This is a genomic window from Corynebacterium sp. NML 150383, from assembly GCF_002285085.1.
Lineage (GTDB): Bacteria > Actinomycetota > Actinomycetes > Mycobacteriales > Mycobacteriaceae > Corynebacterium > Corynebacterium gottingense.
Window position 1 is genome coordinate 166,264 of record NZ_NSGK01000005.1, and the last position, 19,223, is coordinate 185,486.

The following is a 19,223-nucleotide window of genomic DNA, read 5'->3' on the forward strand; positions in this document are numbered from 1 at the left end:
CTGAATATTATTGCCCGGTCCCTCCCCGCAACGGGGGCGGATCGGGCATAATTGTGCGCGGGAACACATCATTCGGGGGAATTTTGGGGGAAACATGTCATATCGGACTGACCGCGAGCTCGTCCGCGCGCACGCAACCGGCGACCCGGCTGCGTTTACGGATATTGTGCGCAAGCACGGCCCGCAGCTCTACCGCGTGGCGCGTACGCACACGCACAATGACCAGGACGCGCAGGACATCGTGCAGGAGGCGCTGTTGAAGGCCTACCGCAACTTGCACCGCTACCGCGGCGAATCCAAGCTGGGGACGTGGCTGCACCGCATGACGGTCAACGCCGCGATCGACCACCTGCGCCGCACGTCGCGCAAGGACTTCGAGGTGAGTATTGACAACGAGGAGGCCGTCGACCGGGACCGCAACGCCAGCCTCGCCCACGACCCGTTGCGCGCGCTCGATTCCTACATGACCGTGCGCAACGCTGTCGCCGCGCTGCCTCGCGCGCAGCGAGGGGCCCTCTTGCTTATCGACGTCCACGGGCTCTCCGTCGAACACGCCGCCAAGGAACTGGGCGTCAAGCCCGGGACGGTGAAGTCCCGCCGCTCCCGCGCCCGCTCCGCAGTGGCGGACCAACTCCTGGCGCGCGGCTAACGTAGCGCTGAACTGCGGGAATCTCCCGCGGGCGTGGCGCGTTGAGTGGGGCAGTAGACTGTTGCGAGATTACGGCTACAACCACAATCGCGATGATGAGGCGGAGGACGCATGACAAAGCCAGATTTCAACCTGCTTTCTATGAACGTGCTGGGCGATACGCCCGCCGAGAAGAAGGGCGAGCCGGAGGCCGCACCGGCGAAGGGCAGCGGCGATGAGAAGGTGCACGACGTGATCATCGTCGGCTCCGGCCCGTCCGGCTACACCGCCGCCCTCTACGCGGCCCGCGCAGAGCTGTCCCCGCTGGTGTTTGAGGGCTACGAGTTCGGCGGCGAGCTCATGAACACCACCGAGGTCGAAAACTTCCCCGGCTTTGAGGACGGCATCATGGGTCCCGAGCTCATGTCCAGCATGCGCGCCCAGGCCGAGAAGTTCGGCGCGGAGCTGCGCCCCGAGCTGGTCGAGCGCGTCGACTTCTCCGGCGACGTGAAGAAGGTCTACGTCGACGGCGAGGAGTTCAAGGCCCGCGCAATCATCCTCGCTACCGGCGCCGCACCGCGCCACCTGGGCATCCCGGGCGAGGAGGAGCTCACCGGCCGCGGCGTGTCCACCTGCGCGACCTGCGACGGCTTCTTCTTTAAGGACCACCACATCGCCGTGGTCGGCGGCGGCGATTCCGCGATGGAGGAGGCCACCTTCCTCACCACCTTCGGCTCCAAAGTTTCCATCATCCACCGCTCGGAGAACTTCCGCGCCTCCCAGATCATGCTGGACCGCGCCCGCGACAACGAGAAGATCGAGTTCATCACCAACACCGTCGTCGACGAGGTGCAGGAGGCAGACGGCAAGGTCAGCGGCCTGAAGGTCCGCAATACCCAGACCGGCGAGGAGTCCGTCCTGGACGCCACCGCGCTCTTCGTGGCAATCGGCCACGACCCGCGCTCCGCCTGCCTGGAGGGCCAGGTCGCTACTGACGAGGGCGGCTACATCCAGGTGGAGGACCCGACGACCAAAACCAGCGTCCCGGGCGTCTTCGCCGCGGGCGACGTGGTCGACCACATCTACCGCCAGGCCATCACCGCCGCCGGCTCCGGCTGCCGTGCCGCGATCGACGCGCAGCACTACCTCAACACGCTGTAGGTCGAGGCGCGTGGGCGTCGTGAAGCGTGGCCCAGCAAGATGTAATGGTTCTGTTACTTCGCTGGGCGGGCGCGCGAGCCGGGGATTTAGCGGGCGCGACTAGACTAGGGGAGCCGGAACCGAGAACACGTGAAGGAGTTGCACCGTGAGCGCACCAGTGGACGTCACCCAGGACACCTTTAAGTCCGAGGTCATCGAGTCGGAGCTGCCCGTCCTCGTGGACTTTTCTGCCGAGTGGTGCCAGCCCTGCCAGCGGCTCGCCCCGGTGCTGGACGAGATCGCCGCCGAGTACGACGGCAAGCTCAAGGTGGTCAAGATCGACGCGGACACCGAGCGCACCCTGACCGCCATGTTCCAGGTGTTCAGCATCCCCACCGTCTTGCTGTACAAGGACGGTGAAAAGGTCGACGAGTTCACCAACTACCGGCCCAAACAGGAGATCCTTTCCCGCATCGAGCCGCTGCTCTAGCTGGGTCCGCGGCGTGCCGACGTGCTGCTTCGCGCGCGGCCGCCTCACCCACGTAGGATGTAATAGGTATACGTGTCAACCGCTTCGTCAGAAAGGCCCCCAGTGCGTGCAACTCTTCGCGTCGGCGACTCCAGTGCCCGGGTTGCTGAGGTTCGCTCAACACTCGCGCGTCTAGGGTTGCTCAGCGGCTACGAGGGCTCCATCGATGAGTGGAACTCCCGCCAGTTTTCGCAGGAAGAGATGCTTTTCGACGCCACGCTGGCCGACACCATCAAAGCCTTCCAGCAGTCGCGCGGCATCATGCCCACCGGCGACATCGATGACCTGACTCTCCGCGAGCTCCGCCAGGCGTCGTACAAGCTGGGCAACCGCGTCCTGAGCTACCAGCCGAGCCAGGAGCTCGTCGGCGATGACGTCGCGCAACTGCAGACCCAACTCCACGAACTGGGCTTTTACGCGCACCGCATCGACGGCCGCTTCGGCCGCCGCACCCACGAAGCGGTGATGACCTACCAGCTCAACTCCGGCCTCGAGGACGACGGGCTCTGCGGCCCCGAAACCCTCCACGCGCTCAGCCTGCTGGGCCGGCGCATCACCGGCGGCTCCGCCAACGCCATCCGCGAGCGCGAGCACGTCCGCCAGGCCGGCCCACACCTGACCGGCAAGCGCGTGGTCATTGACCCCGCCCTAGGCGGCACCGACACAGGCGTGACCGTCCAGGGCCCGTACGGCCCCATCACCGAAGAAGAGATCGTGTGGGACCTGGCGCAGCGCGTCGAGGGCCGCATGATCGCCGCGGGCGTGGAGACCATCATCTCCCGCACCCGCGGCGACAACCCGTCGGCGAAGGCGCGCGCCGACCTGGCCAACGGGTTCAAGGCCGACCTGGTGATCTCGCTGCAGCTAGACCACTACCCGAACGAGAAGGCCAACGGCGTGGCCACCTTCTACTTCGGGTCCGAGATCGGCAGCTCCTCCATGACGGGCGAGACGCTCTCCGGCTACATCCAGCGCGAGATCGCCGCCCGCACCAACCTGCGGAACTGCCACAACCACGCCCGCACCTGGGAAATGCTGCGCATGACGCGCATGCCGTCGGTGGAAGTGGTGGCCGGCTACCTGAGCAACCCGGGCGACCTGGCCGTACTCACGGATCCCGCGCAGCGCGACGCGATCGCGGAGTCCATCGTCGTGGCCGTCAAGCGCCTCTACCTGCTGGAATCCGACAACCAGCCGACGGGCAGCTACTCGTTCCAGGACCTGCTGCGCGAGGAGCGCGCGTAGGTTCCTGCTGGGGGAAATAGCGGGGGAAATTACGGGGAAGGTTTCGGGGTTCCGCGCCTGGGCTACTTTGCGTAGTACCTGGTGGTCCGGGTCGAGCCGATCTTGCGGATCAGTGAGGCGTCGACAAGCTTGCGCAACGCGCGGTACGCCTGCTGCTGGCTCAAGCCGGTGATGGCGGCGACGTCGCCGCTGGCTAGGCCCGCGCGGCCCGCGCGCTGCACCGCGCCCAGCGCCATCGCGTCATTGCCCTTCACCGCGACCGGGGCGCTTGAGTGCTGCGTCACCGTCACCGTCACGCCCTGCCCGTGAGTGCCCGCGAAGCTGACCGGGTCCAGGTCTGCGGCGGACAGCGTCCGCGCGACCTCCGGGTACCCCGTTCCGGCGCCGCGCGTAAGCCCGGTGAGCGAGACCGCGGTGCTCAGGTGCAGCGAGCGCGGCGCGTAGACGGGCCGACCCTCCGCGAGCGCCTCCGCGTCCACTCCGCGCGGCAGGCCGCCGGGGCTTGAGATGCTGGTGAAGTCTTCCTCCAGCGCCACGTAGACGGGCGCGGGCAGCGAGTAGTCGCGGTGGACGAGCGCGTTAATCACCAGCGGAAACGCGGGGCCGAGCGCGGCGCGGTGCTCGGTGAGCGCACTGAGCATCGTGGCCAAGGGGGCCACGCTTCGCGACGTCCGATGCGAGACCCGACGGTCCGAGAACACCAATTGGTGGTACGGCAGGTGCGTACGGATCGCCTCCGTGCGGCCGAAGAGCGCGATGGCGCCGAGCGTCAGCGGGTGCTCCGCATCGGTGCGGAACCCGAGCGCGCGGACGAGCGCTTCGTCGGAGCGCTGCGCGGCAAGCGCGTCGCCGCCGTGGCTCGCCGCCAGTTCGCGGAAGCTCGCAATCGCCTCCGGGTCGATGTCGTCCGGGGCGGCACCGCGGGCGGGGGAGAGCGCCCAGTCGACCCCGTTTGCATCGCGGTAACGCGTGAACAGATATGTCGGGTCCATGCCGACCGCCTCTGCCACGCCCCGCTCGTTGAGGCGCCGCGTGCGGTAGGTGCCCCACGCGGTGGCGACGGGGCTCGGGTGCGCGTCGGTCCGCACCGCGATCACCTCGGCGCCGCCGAGCCGCGCGGCACTCACGTCAACCTCCAGCGGCGGGTTGGTGTAGCGACGCACCGCCATGGCCAGCTGCGCGGGGTCGGTTCGATCACCGTGGAAGGGATAGCAGCCACTGATTGAACCGTCCGAATCCACGCCGATGAAAAGGGTGCCGCCCTCGGCGTTGGCCATGGACGCCATCGTTTCAATCACGCGGCGCTCGTTGATGAAAGCGGCAGATTTACGACGCGCAAACGCCCTGGTCATTCCCTGTCCCAGGGCGATTTGATCAGCCATTTCCTCAGCGCGCATGCCGATAGCTTACATCATTGGTATTCGCCAGTTCGATTCGTCCGGCACCGTCTGATTGAATGATGGAATGTGGGCACACTGGTGGGCGGAATCGGTGTGGTGATGGAATCAGACCGCCGGCGCTTCTGCTAGCAGGTCGGCGATTTCTTGGTCCTCCATGAGGTCGAATACAGGCGGCAGCGAGAGCCGGAGGCGGGGCAGCAGCGGGTGGTCGTCTACGATGCGGAAGCCGGCGGACTCGAGAATGGGGACCTCTGTCAGACCGATTGCGGCGGCGTGGCGGGCGATGGGGCTGTGGGCCTGCGCGGTGGCGTCGTCAAGCGTTGAGTCCCGCGCGGAGGGCTCGTGGAGGCCGAAGACCTCGAGGGCCTGTGCGCCCGCGCTCGTGGCGGCGGCGATGGTGGCGTCGAGGAGTACCGATTCGTAACCGCGGCGCTGGGCTCGGGCGTCGATGTGCAGGCTCGTGATGACCCATGCGTCTTGGCTAATGGGTGCGGTGGGGAAGCGGGAGGCGCCCGGGGCGAATTCCGGCGGGCAGAAGAGGATGGTGGCCAGCGCGCCCTCGTCGGCGCTCACCTCCGCGATGGAGTGGCCGATGGGGTACTGCTCGTAGCAGCGCGCGATGAGCCAGGCCTCTTTGTCCAGCTCAGAGCGCTGGACGGTGAACTCGGTGTCGGCGTGGCGCGGGGATGACCTCGGCGGGTCGAGCTCCCAGAAGACGGTGTCGGCGGCGCGCCGGTGGATGCGGGCGAGTGTGCCGGCGTGCACCGGCACGAGCTGCGCGCGTGGTTGCGTTGGCACCCGTCCCCCTGACGTTCCGCCGGTCCGATCAGTCCTGCTCGCCCTGGATCAGGCCCATGATGCGGTCAAAATCGTCCTTGTCGCCGAACTCGACGACGATCTTGCCCTTGCGCTTACCCATGGTCACGGAGACCTTGGTGTCCCAGGCGTCTGCGAGGGAGTTCGCGGCGTTGGTGAGGAACTCCGGCTGCGGCTGGGGCTCGCGCTTCTTCTTCTCGGGCAGGGCGCCGTTGTTGTTCAGCAGCGTGACGGCCTCCTCGGTGGCGCGCACGCTCAGGCCCTCGGCGACGATGCGGTTGGCCAGCTCGTTCTGCGCGGCGGAGGTCTGCTCGTCGCTGTCCAGCTTCACGCCCAGGAGGGCGCGGGCGTGGCCGGCGGAGAGGACGTTCGCGGCGACGCGGCGCTGCACGTCCACCGGGAGGCGCAGCAGGCGGATGGCGTTGGTGATCACCGGGCGGGAGCGGCCCAGCTTGTCCGCCAGCTGCTCCTGGGTGACGCCGAACTCCTTGAGCAGCTGCTCGTAGGCGGCGGCCTCTTCCAGCGGGTTGAGCTGGACGCGGTGGATGTTTTCCAGGAGGGCATCGCGGAGCATGTCCTCGTCGGAGGTCTCGCGCACGATCGCCGGGATGTGCTTGAGGCCGGCCTTGGAGGCCGCGCGCCAGCGGCGCTCGCCCATGATTAGCTCGAAGCCGTCCTGGGTGTCGCGGACGACGATCGGCTGCAGCAGGCCGAACTCGCGGATGGAGTGCACCAGCTCGGCCAGCTCGTCTTCGTCGAAGACCTGGCGGGGCTGCTTCGGGTTGGGGATGATCTGCCCCAGCGGCACTTCCTGGTAGCGCGCGCCCACAGGCACCGGCTGCATGACGTTGTCCTTCGCGGCGGAGACAGTCGGGGCGCCGGCGATCGGGCCACGCGGCGAGCCGCCCACGGTGGGGGCGCCCTTGACCTTCTTGCGCTGCTTGTCCTTCTTGTTCTTCTTGCCTGAGTTCTCGGCCTTGCCGGAATTCGCAGCGCCGTCGGCGCCTGCATTGTGGCCCGCTCCGGTGCTGGCGTTGTTGGTCTCCTCGCCGGGCTTCGGCGCCTCCGCGCGCTGCGCGGCCTTGCCGTCGCCGAAGATGATGTCGGAGGCGCCGTTGCCAATCGCGCCCGTCTTCCCGGTCGTATCCGTCGTCGACGGCGCGGACGGGATCAGTGCGGCCAGGCCTCGCCCGAGTCCGCCTTTGCGTTGCTGTGCCATGTGCTACTCCTCGCCCTCAGTGCCTACAGTGCCTACAGTGCCGTCAGAACCTGCTGAACCTTCAGCATCTTCCCCCGCGTCCCCGTCGCTATCCAGCTCCGCGAACACCTCGGGGCTCACACCGATCGGCCCGGTCGTCTCGTGCGGCTGGTAGTCGCCGCGGTTGGCCAGCTCGCGCGCCGCGTCGAAGTACGCGAGCGCCCCGCGGGAGCCGGGATCGTAATCAATCACGGTCTGCCCGTAGCCGGGGGCCTCGGACACCTTGACCGAGCGCGGGATGACGTTGTTCAGCACCACCTGGCCGAACTGGTCGCGCACCTCGGCGGCCACGTCGGCGGCCAAGCGCGTGCGCGCGTCGTACATGGTGAGCAGGATCGCGGAGATGTGCAGGTTGTGGTTCAGGTGCTCGCGGATCATGCCGATGTTGCCCAGCAGCTGGCCCACGCCCTCGAGCGCGTAGTACTCGCACTGGATGGGGATAAGCACCTCGTCCACCGCGGTCATTGCGTTGATGGTAAGCAGGCCGAGGGACGGCGGGCAGTCGATGAACACGTAGTCAAAGCCGTGCTCGTCGAGGAACCCGCGCCGGATAGCGTCGTGAAGCCGGTACTCGCGCCGCACCATGGAGACCAGCTCGATCTCGGCTCCCGCCAGGTCAATCGTGGCGGGGATGCAGAAGATGTTGGGGTTCTCCGCGTGCGCCTGCACGGCGTCGGCGGCCTCGGCCTCGCCGATGAGCACCTCGTAGCTGGACACGGTCCCGGAGGTGTGCTCGGCGCCGAGTGCCGTTGACGCGTTACCCTGCGGGTCCAGGTCGATCACCAGCACCTTCAGGCCCTGCTTGCTCAGCGACGCCGCCATGTTCACCGCCGTCGTCGTCTTGCCCACGCCGCCCTTCTGGTTGGCAATGGTGAGCACTCGCGGCTGCTCCGGCTTAGGCAGCTTCGCTCGCCCAGACGTCATCTGGGTGGCCCGGTGCGCCGCGGCCATGATCGGGGTGTCGTCGAAATTCTGCTCGTCCATATTCGCTCCCCCTTACTTTCGCACGATTGTAATCAGGGTGGTCGGCTGCTCCAGCAGGCCCTCGCCGACCTGGGAGATGGTGGCTTCTCCGCCGCCCGCCTTCCGGATTTCCGCGGCGTCTCGCTCGAGCTCTTCGCTTACCGACGCCCCCTTCATCGCCACCATGACGCCCCCGTGCTTGGCCAACGGCAAGGACCATCCGGCGAGCTTGCCCAGCGGCGCCACCGCCCGCGAGGTGACGGCGTCGAACTGGCCGCGCTGCTGCTCCTCGGCGCGGCCCCGGATCACCGTGACGTTGTCCAGCCCCAGCTGCTCGGTCACCTCGCCGAGGTAGGTGGAGCGCTTCAGCAGCGGCTCGATGAGCGTCACGTCCAGGTCCGGCCGCGCGATGGCCAGCGGGATGCCCGGCAGGCCCGCGCCCGAGCCGATGTCCGCGATGCGGGCGCCCTCCGCGAACGCCTCGGCGGCGACGGCGCAGTTGAGGATGTGGCGGCCCCAGAGCCGGTCCACCTCCTTCGGCCCGATGAAGCCGCGCTGCGCGGCCACGGTGGCCAGCGACTCGCGGTACTGCTCCGCGAGCCCCAGGCGGTCACCGAAGACGGTGCGCGCGATAGCGGGGGTCTGTTCCGACACGGCTGTGCGCTCCTTTACACAAAGGGGAATTGTTTGCACTCCGACTCTAGTAAACGCGCCCAACATTGGGGCAATTGTGCGCGTTCACTTCCGCCAACCCAGTTGGACGCCTGGAATCGGGCACGAAAAAACCCGCCGCCAACTGGCGACGGGTTTGAGTGAGCAACCCTTACTTGCCCTGCTTGCGCTGCTTCTTGGTGCGCTTGTCCACCTTGCGGGCGCCGACGGCCGGGGCGGAGGCGCGCTTGGCCTCGCGCTTGGCGGCCTCTTCCTCTTCTTCTTCCTTGTCCATCTTCGCGTACACGACACGGGTTTGGAAGAAGGTCCAGATGTTGTTGGACAGCGAGTAGAACAGGAGGCCGACGTGCCAGACAAAGCCGGTGAACAGGATCATGGCCGGCAGGAACCAGGGCATCATCTTGTTCATCATCTGCATCTGCTGGTCCATCATCTGCGCGTTCTCGCCCTGAGGTTTGTTCACCTTGCCGGCCGCGCGGCGGGCCTGCTGGCGCTGGATGGACATGCGCGCGTTCAGGTGGGTGAACAGCGCGGACAGGATGACCATCGGCAGGCAGACCGCGATGATCTTGGTCCGGGTGAGGTCCTCCACACCGGTGAACGCGGCGAACGCGTCTTCTGGCATGGACATGTACGCCGACAGCGGGACGCCGAAGATGTTGGCGTCCAGGAAGGAGCGGACGTCCTCGGGCGAGAAGGCGTAGTTGGCAATGTTGCGGTTCTCTTCAACCGACAGGCCGAGCGCACCCGGGCCGTTGCCGGTGCGGTTGAACGAGCGCAGCACGTGGAACAGGCCGATGAACACCGGCATCTGCACGAGCGGGACCAGGCAGGAGGCGAGCGGGTTGGTGCCCATCTCCTTGTACAGCTTCTGGGTCTCCTCGGCCATCTTCTGCTGGTCGTTCTTGTACTTCGCGCGGATTTCCTGCATCCGCGGCTGCATCTCCTGCATGCGGCGCATGGAGCGCATCTGGTTGACCATCGGCTTGATCAGCAGCGCACGGATGGTCACCGTGAGCATGATGATAGACAGCGCCCAGGCGAGGCCCGAGTCTGGCGAGAGCATTGCGCCGAAGAGTTTGTGGTACGCCCACAGCACCCATGAAATCGGCCAATAAATGAAGTTCAGCACTTTTGGCAGTTACTCCTCATCGGTTTGTCGTGTGTCCGTTGCCTGCACGCTGGAGCTTTGGGCGCTTGTCGACGCCCCCGCCCCCGCCGGAATACTCCCCGGCACAGGGTCGTAGCCACCTGGGTGCCACGGCCCGCACTTACACACGCGGGCGGCCGCGAGCGCGGTGCCTTTCACGGCACCGTGTCGCGCGACCGCCTCGAGTGCGTACGCACTGCAAACGGGCAAAAATCGGCAGGTCCCACCCAGCTTAAGGGGTGACACGTACTTTTGGTAGAGGCGCACCAGCTTCACCAGCGCGGCCGCCGCCGGCCCGGGAGGGCTGGGGATCCGGCCGCCGGCGAAGTTGTAGTACGCCATCAGCGGGTTGTCCGCTCTTGTGGTGGTTTGGCGATTTTGGCGCGCGCCTTGCGGACCGCGCGCTCGAGGTCTCCGGCCAGCTCAGCGCTCGACGCCGTGGCCGACACAGGAAGCGCTCGGATAACCACGTCGAATTCGCGCGGCAGCGCCTCCGCCTGCGTGCGCGCGACGGCCCGGAGTTTGCGGGACACCGCGTGCCTGGTCACCGCGTTCCCCACCTGTTTAGACACCACGAGCCCGAACCGAGGTCCGCCGCGCACGGCGGTGTCGGTTCGGGCTCTCAGGTGCACCACCAGTGTGCGGGAGCCGCCCCGCGTCCCCTTGCGCATCGTGCGACGAAAGTCGCTGGATGACGCAAGCTTCAGCGGGCGCGGCAGCACGGTGGTGAACCCTGAATTGGTGCAGCTACGGCGCGACTACGCGGTCAGCTTTGCGCGGCCCTTCTTGCGGCGCGCGGAAACGATGGCGCGGCCGGCGCGGGTACGCATGCGGGCGCGGAAGCCGTGCTTGCGCGAGCGACGACGGTTGTTGGGCTGGTAAGTCCGCTTGGACACGGTGGACTCCTTGTATGCGTCACGGCGACCAGCGGTCGGGGGCGCTGCGCGGCACGGATGTTCTGTGCAGAGCATCCGTGAGCAGTGCTCCCGTCCTCCCGGGGCAGTGGCCGCCTCCGGTAGAAAAATGGTGTTGAGATCGCGCTTCACCGCGTACTGGGTGAAGGCCGCATGCGCTACCTGCGCTGACTCGCCCTTGCGGGGGCCCGGTTCTCGGCGCGGGTAGTGCTCTCAAGCGCGCGAGTGCAAGGCGCTGCGCGGGGCAACGGCCAGTGCGACTAGCGCGACAGACTCCACTAGGGTACGTGATTTTTCCTCCGGGCGACAAATCGACACTCCGACAGGATTCGCGGGGACGAACGGGGGCACCCGAAATTACATAACTGTGTTTTTTCGCAGGTAGTCGGCCCAATCGGCCCGGCAACGTGGGGCTCAACGGGCGGGGAGGGGAGCGGGTCGCTGACACGTGTTCGATCCGTTTTCGAATTCCACAGGTTCTCCGGCACGACACCGTTAGACACGCTGAGGTGACAGCGGGTAACAATGTCTTATCACCACAATTTCACAAGCATTCAGTGCACAAGCCTGTGGATAACTGTGAAGTATGAGTTGAGACTTCTCCGAGGGACCCGCCATTACCCCAGTTCAACCACAGCTTTAGGGTTGAGAAATGTTATCCACAGTTTGCGCACACACCTGTGGATAGAACCCGACGGTGGCGCTATTCACACCTGTGGATAAAGTTGTGGAACAACAGGTGAGGGCCCATCCCGGTCCCCGCCAGCCTGTGGAGGCACCGCCGGATTCGGTGGATTCCGCGGTGGGTTTTGTAATTTCACAAAGTTGCAGAGTTGCATAAGCCGCGCCGCGCATTCCTCCTGCGCCCCGCAGGACCAATCCAGACCCCAAGAACCCCATAGCCCCATGTCGAGGAAAGAACAGGAGTAACCGTGGCCGAGCAACAGATCGAATCGCTCTGGCGTGACACCGTCACCCAGCTGCTGCAGCTCTCAGAGCGACCCGACTCTTCGGTCCCGCAGCTCAATTTCAAAGAGCGCTCCTACCTGCAGCTGGTCACCCCGGTCATGCTGGTCAACGGCTACGCGGTCCTCTCCGTCCCCCACCACGCGGCGAAGACGGTGATTGAGGATTCGCTGGCACCGCACATCACCAACCTGCTCGCCGCCCAGCTCGGCGGGCCGTGCATCCTCGCGGTGTCCGTCGCACCGGCGGCGGAGAGCACGCCGCCTCCTGCCGCTGAGCCGCCCGCCGCGCCGCAGCCCCCACAACCTGCTGAGCCGGAAGTGCCGGGGCCGGTGGCGTCGACAAGCATGCCCCCGCAGCGCGATTACGCACCCTCCGTGCCCGAGGAATTTGCGCAGGATGCGGGGCCGGGCGAGCAGATACCGATGGGGCTGGACGAGCTTGCGCAGATGCACGCGCAGCAGCAAAAGCATCGGCAGGGCCACCCGACCGTGCCGCGGCGCATCCCGCGCGAGGAGCCGGCGCACGACCCGGACCGGGCGGCGAACTTGAACCCGAAGTACACGTTTGAAAACTTCGTCACCGGCTCGTCCAACCGCTTCGCGGCGGGCGCGGCGCTCGCGGTCGCTGAGGCACCGGCCCGCGCCTACAACCCCCTGTTCATCTGGGGCGGATCCGGCCTGGGCAAGACGCACCTGCTGCACGCGGCGGGGAATTACGCGCAGGTGCTGCAGCCGGGGCTGCGGATCAAGTACGTGTCCTCGGAGGAGTTCACCAACGACTACATCAACTCCGTGCGCGATGACCGGCAGGAATCGTTCAAGCGCCGCTACCGCAACCTGGACATCCTCATGGTGGATGACATCCAGTTCCTGCAGGGTAAAGAAGGTACGCAGGAAGAGTTCTTCCACACCTTCAACGCGCTGCACCAGGCGAATAAGCAGATCATCCTGTCCTCGGACCGCCCGCCGAAGCAGCTCACCACCCTGGAGGACCGCCTGCGCACCCGCTTCGAGGGAGGGCTGATTACCGACGTCCAGCCGCCGGACCTGGAGACCCGCATCGCCATCCTGATGAAGAAGGCGGCTGCCGACGGCACCGAGGTCGAGCACTCCGTCCTCGAGTTGATCGCGTCGCAGTTTCAGTCCTCCATCCGCGAGCTGGAGGGCGCGCTCATCCGCGTGTCCGCGTACTCGTCGCTGTCCAACAAGCCGGTTGACCTGCAGGCCGCGCACCACGCGCTGCGCGACATCCTGCCGGACGAGGCCGACGTGAACATCACCGCGGACGCCATCAAGCAGGCGGCCGCGGAGTACTTCAAACTCTCGTTGGAGCAGCTCACCGGTGCCGGAAAGGCCCGGCAGGTGGCGCACGCGCGCCAGATCGCCATGTACCTCTGCCGCGAGCTCACCGAGCTCTCGCTGCCCAAGATCGGCGACGAGTTTGGCGGCAAGGACCACACCACCGTCATGTACGCGGACCGGAAGATCCGCAAGGAAATGACGGAAAAGCGTGGCACCTACGACGAGATCCAGGAGCTCACGCAGATGATCAAGAACAAGGCGCGCATGGGCTAGGCCGTGGGGCCGGCGCTATTCCGCCCCACAAGATCACAAAAACCCCAGAAGTCACTCTCTTACCACTCTCCACAGACTTCTCCACACCTGTGTAATTACGCCGTTGTAATTTGGCGATCTTGCTCACACGGCACCCGACGCAGGCCCCCAGATCCGCCCTGTGGATAACCGTGCAAATCTTGTGAAAGCCCAGTGGACAACGTCCGACCTGCTGTGGAACAAAATCGGGGCCGAAAAGTTATCCACAACCGCACGGAGATATCCACAAGAACTCCACACCCCGAATCACACCCTTGTTTCGCCCCACCACCACGGCGAAACCCATGGATTCCACAGATTGCACAGCACCTACTGCAGTTACCAACTCTTTTACTTGTAATTCCTTCTACAGAAAGAGAGGTTGTGCATGACCCGCCCGCCGTCCGCTCGGACAGCCCGATTCTTGGAATTACAAAACCTGCTTTCGCCCCGGGGCGATATGGCGAAGCCCCGGCGCCCCGCCTAGAGTGAGAACGTAATTACAGATCCTGGTTACCGCGGGTAGCCGCGCAACGGTTTCAACATCACGACTACAAGCAAGGGAGCCTTACGCCGTTATGGTCGAGAGCATCGGTGAGAACACCCTGTCATTCCGCGTCCACAAAGATGACCTCTCTGACGCCGTGGCGTGGGTGGCTCGCGCCTTGCCCACCAAGAGCACGCAGCCGATCCTGCGCGCAATTGTGATCACCGCGGACGATGAGGGCCTGGAGCTCGCCGGCTTTGACTACGAGGTGTCCACCCGCGTCCGACTCGGCGCCGAGGTTGACCAGCCGGGCAGGGTCGCGGTGGCCGGCAAGCTGCTCTCGGACATCGTGGCCAACATGCCCCACCAACCGGTTGAGGTCACCACGGACAACAACACCATGAAGCTGGTGGGCGGCAAGGCCCGCTTCGAGCTTCCGCTGATGCCGCTGGATGATTACCCGCAGGTGCCCAGCCTGCCGGAGACCACCGGCACGATCGCCCCGGCGTCGCTGACCCGCGCGGTCTCCCAGGTCGCCTCCGCCGCCGGCCGCGACGACACGCTGCCCATGCTCACCGGTATCCACGTGGAGATCCGCGGCGCAAAGATGCGCCTGACCGCAACGGACCGCTTCCGCCTTGCCATCCGCAGCCTGGAGTGGGAGCCGCAGAGCCCGGACGTGGAGGCGAAGCTCCTGGTCCCGGCCAAGACCCTCCTGGACAATGCCCGCACGCTGGACACCCAGCTGGAGGACCCGGTGGAGATCGCGGTCGGCGCGCAGGACAACGTTGGCGCCGAGGGCCTGTTTGGCATGCACGTGGGCAACCGCGAAACCACCACCCGCATGCTCGACGCGGACTTCCCCAATGTGGAGCCGCTGCTGCCCAAGGCGCACACCTCCATGGCCACGGTCGAGGTCGCCCCGCTGCTCGAGTCCATCCGCCGCGTCTCCCTCGTGGCCGACCGCAACGCGCAGATCCGCCTGCACTTCCGCGAGGGCGAGGTGAGCCTGTTCGCCTCCGGCGTCGACTCGGGCGAGGCGAGCGAGTCCCTGCCGGCCGCGTTCACCGGCGCGGACGAGCTGCTCATCGCCTTCAACGCCGGGTACCTGCGCGACGGCCTGTCCGTCATCGGCACTGACCGCGTCGTCTTCGGCTTCACCGAGGCCTCGCGCCCGGCCATCATGATCCCGGAGCCGGAGGACCTGCCCGAGGCCAACGAGGACGGCACGTTCCCCACCCCGGAGACCCACTTCACCTACCTGCTGATGCCAGTGCGCCTGCCGGGCTAATCGACGCCTACTCGTCCGGCCCCCAACGCGCCCCCTAAGCCGACCATGCTGACTCAGAGAAGAAACGTTGTACGTTAGCGAACTTGACCTGCGCGATTTCCGCTCGTGGCCCTCGCTCCACCTGGAGCTGGAGCCCGGGGTCACCGTGTTCGCCGGACGCAACGGGCACGGCAAGACCAACATCGTCGAGGCGGTCTACTACACCTCCGTCCTGTCCAGCCACCGCGTGAGCACGGACGGCCCGCTAGTCCGCGGCGGTGCGAGCAGCGCGCGTATCTCCGCCACCACGGTCAACGAGGGCCGGGCGCTCACCACGCACCTGCTGCTCAAGGCCTCGGGTGCCAACCAGGCGCAGATCAACCGCACCAAGCTCAAGTCGCCGCGCGAGCTCGCCGGCGTTCTGCGCACGGTGATGTTTTCCCCGGAGGACCTGCGCCTGGTTAACGGCGAGCCCGCCGAGCGCCGGCGTTTCCTCGATGCGCTCGCCGCGCTCCGGGTGCGCCGCCTGGGCGGGGTGAAGGCGGACTATGACAAGGTGCTGCGCCAGCGCAACGCCCTGCTCAAGCGGTCCAACATGGTGCTGCGCCGCGGCTACGAGGACCCGCAGGGCGCGAGCGCGCTGAGCACGCTTGACGTGTGGGACGGGCAGTTGGCGTCGTTAGGCGCGCAGCTCACGGCGGGGCGGATGCGCCTGGTGGGCGAGCTCGCGCCGCACGTTACGGAGTCCTACCACTCGGTGGCTCCGGAGTCGCGGCCGGCGCACATCAGGTACAGCTCCACCCTGGACGCGGCGGTCCGGACGCTCAATGATGGCCCCTCGGAGGACCCCGCGATCTTGGAGGCCGCGATGCTCAGCGAGCTGGGCCGCCGCCGCAGCGAGGAGCTGGACCGCGGGACCACGCTGGTGGGCCCGCACCGCGACGACCTGGTCCTCAGCCTGGGCGAGCAACCGGCGAGGGGGTACGCCTCGCACGGCGAGACCTGGTCGTACGCGCTCGCGCTGCACCTGGCGGAGTACCGGCTGCTCGCGGCGGACGGCGCGGACCCCGTCCTCATCTTGGACGATGTGTTCGCGGAGTTGGACGCGAAGCGTCGGCAGCGGCTCGTGCGGGTCGCGGAGGACGCGGAGCAGGTGCTCATTACGGCGGCGGTGGGCGATGATCTGCCCGGCAACTTGGACGACGCGGTCTCCGCGCGCTACGCGGTGACGATGGAGGAGGGGGAGTCGCACATTGAGCGATCTGGTCAGTGACACCTTCAACCAGCTGCGCGAGACGGTGCGCCGCAGCGGGCGACGCCTGCCTAACCTGCGGAAACAGGGCGCGAACGTGACGCCGCGCCGCAGCGTGGGCAAGCGCGCGCTCACGGCGGGGATGACGGGCGCGCCCGGGGAGGGCGAGGAGGTGGCCGTGCCCGGACTCCACTTTGAGGAGCAGGCCCGCAGGCCGTGGGTGCGCCGCGGCCGGCCCACGGGCAAGGATGGGCGGGCGTTGCCGCGAGGGTATGAGGTGGCGTCGTTTAGCGCTCTGCTCGGCAAAGAGGTTCGGCAGCGCGATTGGACCGAAAACATAGCGTACGGCTGGGTGATGGGCAATTGGGAGGGCCTGGTCGGCGCGAAAATTGCGCAGCACACAAAGGTGGAGATGATCAAAAATGGGGAGGTCCACATTACTTGCGACTCAACGGCCTGGGCCTCCAACCTCAAGTACATGCAGTCCACGATTCTGCGCGCGATCTCGGAGAAGCTCGGCCCCGACGTGATCACCAAGCTGCACATCTTCGGCCCCAAAACCAAGAGCTGGCGCTACGGCCCGCTGCACGTCAAGGGCCGCGGCCCGCGCGATACGTACGGATAGGGGCTTTTGCTTAGCGACGCCACCGCCCACCCCAAAATCCGCCCGTGAAACGCCCTGTCGCTGCTTCACCTGGTGCCGTAAATGGTCCCCACTACGTGTAAGATAGAGCGGGTTAAACAGGCTTTAGGCACATATTGCCCACTCACGCATATAGAGGAGAGTCCAAGCAGTGGCTGAGCAACAACCTCATTACGACGCGTCATCAATTACCATCCTCGAAGGCCTCGAGGCTGTCCGCAAGCGCCCCGGCATGTACATCGGTTCCACCGGCACGCGCGGCCTGCACCACCTGGTGTGGGAGGTCGTGGACAACTCGGTCGACGAGGCAATGGCGGGCTACGCCGACCGCGTCGATGTGACCCTGTTGAAGGACGGCGGTGTCGAGGTCGTTGATAACGGCCGCGGTATCCCAGTGGAGATGCACCCGTCCGGCGCCCCGACCGTCCAGGTCGTCATGACCCAGCTGCACGCCGGCGGCAAGTTCGACTCCGAGTCCTACGCCGTCTCCGGCGGCCTCCACGGCGTGGGCATTTCCGTGGTCAACGCGCTGTCCACCCGCGTGGAGGCGGACATTAAGCGCGACGGCAAGCACTGGTACCAGCGCTTTAGCAACGCCATCCCGGACGAGCTGGAGGAGGGCGGCAACGCCCGCGGCACCGGCACCGCGATCCGCTTCTGGCCGGACGCGGAAATCTTCGAGACGGTCGAGTTTGATTACGACACAATCTCCCGCCGCCTGCAGGAGATGGCCTTCCTGAACAAGGGCCTGACCATCACGCTCAAGGACGAGCGCGTCTCCGACGAGGAGCTCGAACTCGAGGCCATCGCCGAGGAGGGCGAAACCGCCGCGCTGGTGGAAGAGGACTCGTTTGATGACGAAACCGTGGTCGAGTCCGACGCCGAAGAAGGCGAGGCCGGCGAGGCCGTCGCGCCGAACGTGAAGAAGAAGCGCGAGAAGAAGGTCACCTTCCACTACCCGAACGGCCTGATTGACTACGTGGAGTACCTGAACAAGGGCAAGACCACGATCCACCCGACGGTGATCGGCTTTGACCAGAAGGGCGACGACCACGAGGCCGAGGTGGCGCTGCAGTGGAACAACTCCTACAAGCAATCCGTCCACACCTTTGCCAACACGATTAATACGCACGAAGGCGGCACCCACGAGGAGGGCTTCCGCGCCGCGCTGACCAGCTTGATGAACCGCTACGCGCGCGAGCACAAGCTGCTCAAGGATAAGGAGCCGAACCTGACCGGCGACGACTGCCGCGAAGGTATCTCCGCCGTCATCTCCGTCCGCGTGGGCGACCCCCAGTTTGAGGGCCAGACCAAGACGAAGCTGGGCAACACCGAGATCAAAGGCTTCGTGCAGCGCGCGGTGAATGAGAACCTGTCGGACTGGTTCGACGCCAACCCGGCCGAGGCGAAGGCGATTATTAATAAGGCCGTGTCGTCCTCGCACGCCCGCCAGGCGGCCCGCAAGGCCCGCGACCTGGTGCGCCGCAAGTCCGCGTCCGACCTGGGCGGCCTGCCCGGCAAGCTGGCGGATTGCCGATCGAAGGACCCGGTGAAATCCGAGCTGTTCATCGTGGAGGGCGACTCCGCAGGCGGCTCCGCCAAGGGCGGCCGCGACTCCATGCACCAGGCGATCCTGCCGCTGCGCGGCAAGATCCTTAACGTGGAGAAGGCGCGCATGGACCGCGTGCTCAAGAACGCCGAGGTCCAGGCCATCATCACGGCGCTGGGCACCGGTATCCACGACGAGTTTGACATCAATAAGCTGCGCTACCACAAGATCGTGCTCATGGCCGATGCGGACGTGGACGGCCAGCACATCGCGACGCTGCTGCTCACCCTGCTGTTCCGCTTCATGCCGGACCTCGTGCAGAACGGTCACGTCTTCCTGGCGAACCCGCCGCTGTACAAGCTGAAGTGGGCAAAGGGCGCGCCCGGATACGCGTTTACCGACGCCGACCGCGACCGCCAGCTCGCCGAGGGCCTCGAGGCCAACCGCAAGATCAATACGGACGACGGCATCCAGCGCTACAAGGGTCTCGGCGAGATGAACGCTAAGGAGCTGTGGGAGACCACGCTCGACCCGGAGACGCGCATCCTCCGCCGCGTGGACCTGGAGGACGCGCAGCGCGCCGACGAGCTGTTCAGCATCCTCATGGGCGACGACGTCGCCGCCCGCCGCAGCTTCATCACCCGCAAGGCGAAGGACGTCCGCTTCCTGGACGTATAGGCAACATCGGGCCTCAGCGGCCGGTAGCCAGCGTGGTTACCGGCCGCTTTGCTGTGTAGTGGTGTGGT

The 19,223-nt window shown here is 66.4% G+C and carries 18 protein-coding genes; 9 read left to right on the forward strand and 9 right to left on the reverse strand.

All coding sequences use genetic code 11. The features are described from left to right. Positions 1 to 94: 94 nt before the first annotated feature. The 4 genes from CKJ85_RS06980 to CKJ85_RS06995 all read left to right on the forward strand — a co-directional run bounded on the left by CKJ85_RS06980 (position 95) and on the right by CKJ85_RS06995 (position 3,542). Positions 95 to 649, forward strand: coding sequence for an RNA polymerase sigma factor (locus CKJ85_RS06980; protein WP_095535542.1), 555 nt, complete (start codon positions 95 to 97; stop codon positions 647 to 649). A 111-nt stretch (positions 650 to 760) separates the two neighbouring features. After that, entirely contained in the window at positions 761 to 1,789 is a 1,029-nt protein-coding gene (trxB, locus tag CKJ85_RS06985; RefSeq protein WP_095553865.1) for a thioredoxin-disulfide reductase, read from the forward strand. A 145-nt stretch (positions 1,790 to 1,934) separates the two neighbouring features. Continuing rightward, positions 1,935 to 2,258 carry a thioredoxin gene (gene trxA / locus CKJ85_RS06990; protein WP_095535540.1) on the forward strand — a complete coding sequence of 108 codons (324 nt, stop codon included), beginning with the start codon at positions 1,935 to 1,937 and terminating at the stop codon, positions 2,256 to 2,258. 102 nt (positions 2,259 to 2,360) lie between these two features. Further along, positions 2,361 to 3,542 carry an N-acetylmuramoyl-L-alanine amidase gene (locus CKJ85_RS06995; RefSeq protein ID WP_095553866.1) on the forward strand — a complete coding sequence of 394 codons (1,182 nt, stop codon included), beginning with the start codon at positions 2,361 to 2,363 and terminating at the stop codon, positions 3,540 to 3,542. Between the two features lie 62 nt (positions 3,543 to 3,604). On the opposite strand, the gene CKJ85_RS07000 is transcribed toward CKJ85_RS06995, so the two are convergent. The 9 genes from CKJ85_RS07000 to rpmH all read right to left on the reverse strand — a co-directional run bounded on the left by CKJ85_RS07000 (position 3,605) and on the right by rpmH (position 10,697). Beyond that, positions 3,605 to 4,939 (reverse strand): RNA-binding domain-containing protein, encoded by a 1,335-nt coding sequence (locus tag CKJ85_RS07000; RefSeq protein WP_095553867.1) that lies wholly within the window; start codon positions 4,937 to 4,939, stop codon positions 3,605 to 3,607. 108 nt (positions 4,940 to 5,047) lie between these two features. Further along, the gene (locus CKJ85_RS07005; RefSeq protein WP_198947149.1) at positions 5,048 to 5,740 is read right to left on the reverse strand and encodes a hypothetical protein; all 693 of its coding nucleotides are present in this window, start codon (positions 5,738 to 5,740) and stop codon (positions 5,048 to 5,050) included. 28 nt (positions 5,741 to 5,768) lie between these two features. Continuing rightward, positions 5,769 to 6,977: a ParB/RepB/Spo0J family partition protein gene (locus tag CKJ85_RS07010; protein WP_095553868.1), complete on the reverse strand. Its 1,209-nt coding sequence runs from the start codon at positions 6,975 to 6,977 to the stop codon at positions 5,769 to 5,771. 3 nt (positions 6,978 to 6,980) lie between these two features. After that, entirely contained in the window at positions 6,981 to 8,000 is a 1,020-nt protein-coding gene (locus CKJ85_RS07015; protein ID WP_095553869.1) for a ParA family protein, read from the reverse strand. Between the two features lie 12 nt (positions 8,001 to 8,012). After that, positions 8,013 to 8,633, reverse strand: coding sequence for a 16S rRNA (guanine(527)-N(7))-methyltransferase RsmG (gene rsmG, locus CKJ85_RS07020; protein ID WP_233126991.1), 621 nt, complete (start codon positions 8,631 to 8,633; stop codon positions 8,013 to 8,015). Positions 8,634 to 8,802: 169 nt separating this feature from the next. Next, positions 8,803 to 9,783, reverse strand: coding sequence for a membrane protein insertase YidC (gene yidC, locus CKJ85_RS07025; RefSeq protein WP_095553871.1), 981 nt, complete (start codon positions 9,781 to 9,783; stop codon positions 8,803 to 8,805). A gap of 9 nt (positions 9,784 to 9,792) precedes the next feature. Beyond that, complete coding sequence (yidD, locus tag CKJ85_RS07030; protein ID WP_173783235.1) at positions 9,793 to 10,143, reverse strand: membrane protein insertion efficiency factor YidD; 351 nt, start codon at positions 10,141 to 10,143, stop codon at positions 9,793 to 9,795. Beyond that, on the reverse strand, positions 10,143 to 10,523 hold the full coding sequence (gene rnpA / locus CKJ85_RS07035; protein ID WP_095535533.1) for a ribonuclease P protein component: 381 nt from the start codon (positions 10,521 to 10,523) through the stop codon (positions 10,143 to 10,145). The genes yidD and rnpA overlap by 1 nt, the downstream gene beginning before the upstream one ends. A gap of 36 nt (positions 10,524 to 10,559) precedes the next feature. Further along, entirely contained in the window at positions 10,560 to 10,697 is a 138-nt protein-coding gene (gene rpmH / locus CKJ85_RS07040) for a 50S ribosomal protein L34 (RefSeq protein WP_095278661.1), read from the reverse strand. Between the two features lie 950 nt (positions 10,698 to 11,647). On the opposite strand from rpmH, the gene dnaA reads away from it, so the two are divergent. The 5 genes from dnaA to gyrB all read left to right on the forward strand — a co-directional run bounded on the left by dnaA (position 11,648) and on the right by gyrB (position 19,155). Continuing rightward, a complete protein-coding gene (dnaA, locus tag CKJ85_RS07045; RefSeq protein WP_095545562.1) occupies positions 11,648 to 13,258 on the forward strand; it encodes a chromosomal replication initiator protein DnaA in 1,611 nt (536 codons plus the stop codon). A gap of 596 nt (positions 13,259 to 13,854) precedes the next feature. Further along, entirely contained in the window at positions 13,855 to 15,054 is a 1,200-nt protein-coding gene (gene dnaN, locus CKJ85_RS07050; RefSeq protein ID WP_095278663.1) for a DNA polymerase III subunit beta, read from the forward strand. Between the two features lie 67 nt (positions 15,055 to 15,121). After that, positions 15,122 to 16,306: a DNA replication/repair protein RecF gene (recF, locus tag CKJ85_RS07055; RefSeq protein WP_095553872.1), complete on the forward strand. Its 1,185-nt coding sequence runs from the start codon at positions 15,122 to 15,124 to the stop codon at positions 16,304 to 16,306. Further along, entirely contained in the window at positions 16,287 to 16,910 is a 624-nt protein-coding gene (locus CKJ85_RS12375; protein ID WP_369801138.1) for a DciA family protein, read from the forward strand. The genes recF and CKJ85_RS12375 overlap by 20 nt, the downstream gene beginning before the upstream one ends. 169 nt (positions 16,911 to 17,079) lie before the next feature. Beyond that, entirely contained in the window at positions 17,080 to 19,155 is a 2,076-nt protein-coding gene (gene gyrB / locus CKJ85_RS07065; protein WP_095535529.1) for a DNA topoisomerase (ATP-hydrolyzing) subunit B, read from the forward strand. The last annotated feature ends 68 nt before the right edge of the window (positions 19,156 to 19,223 follow it).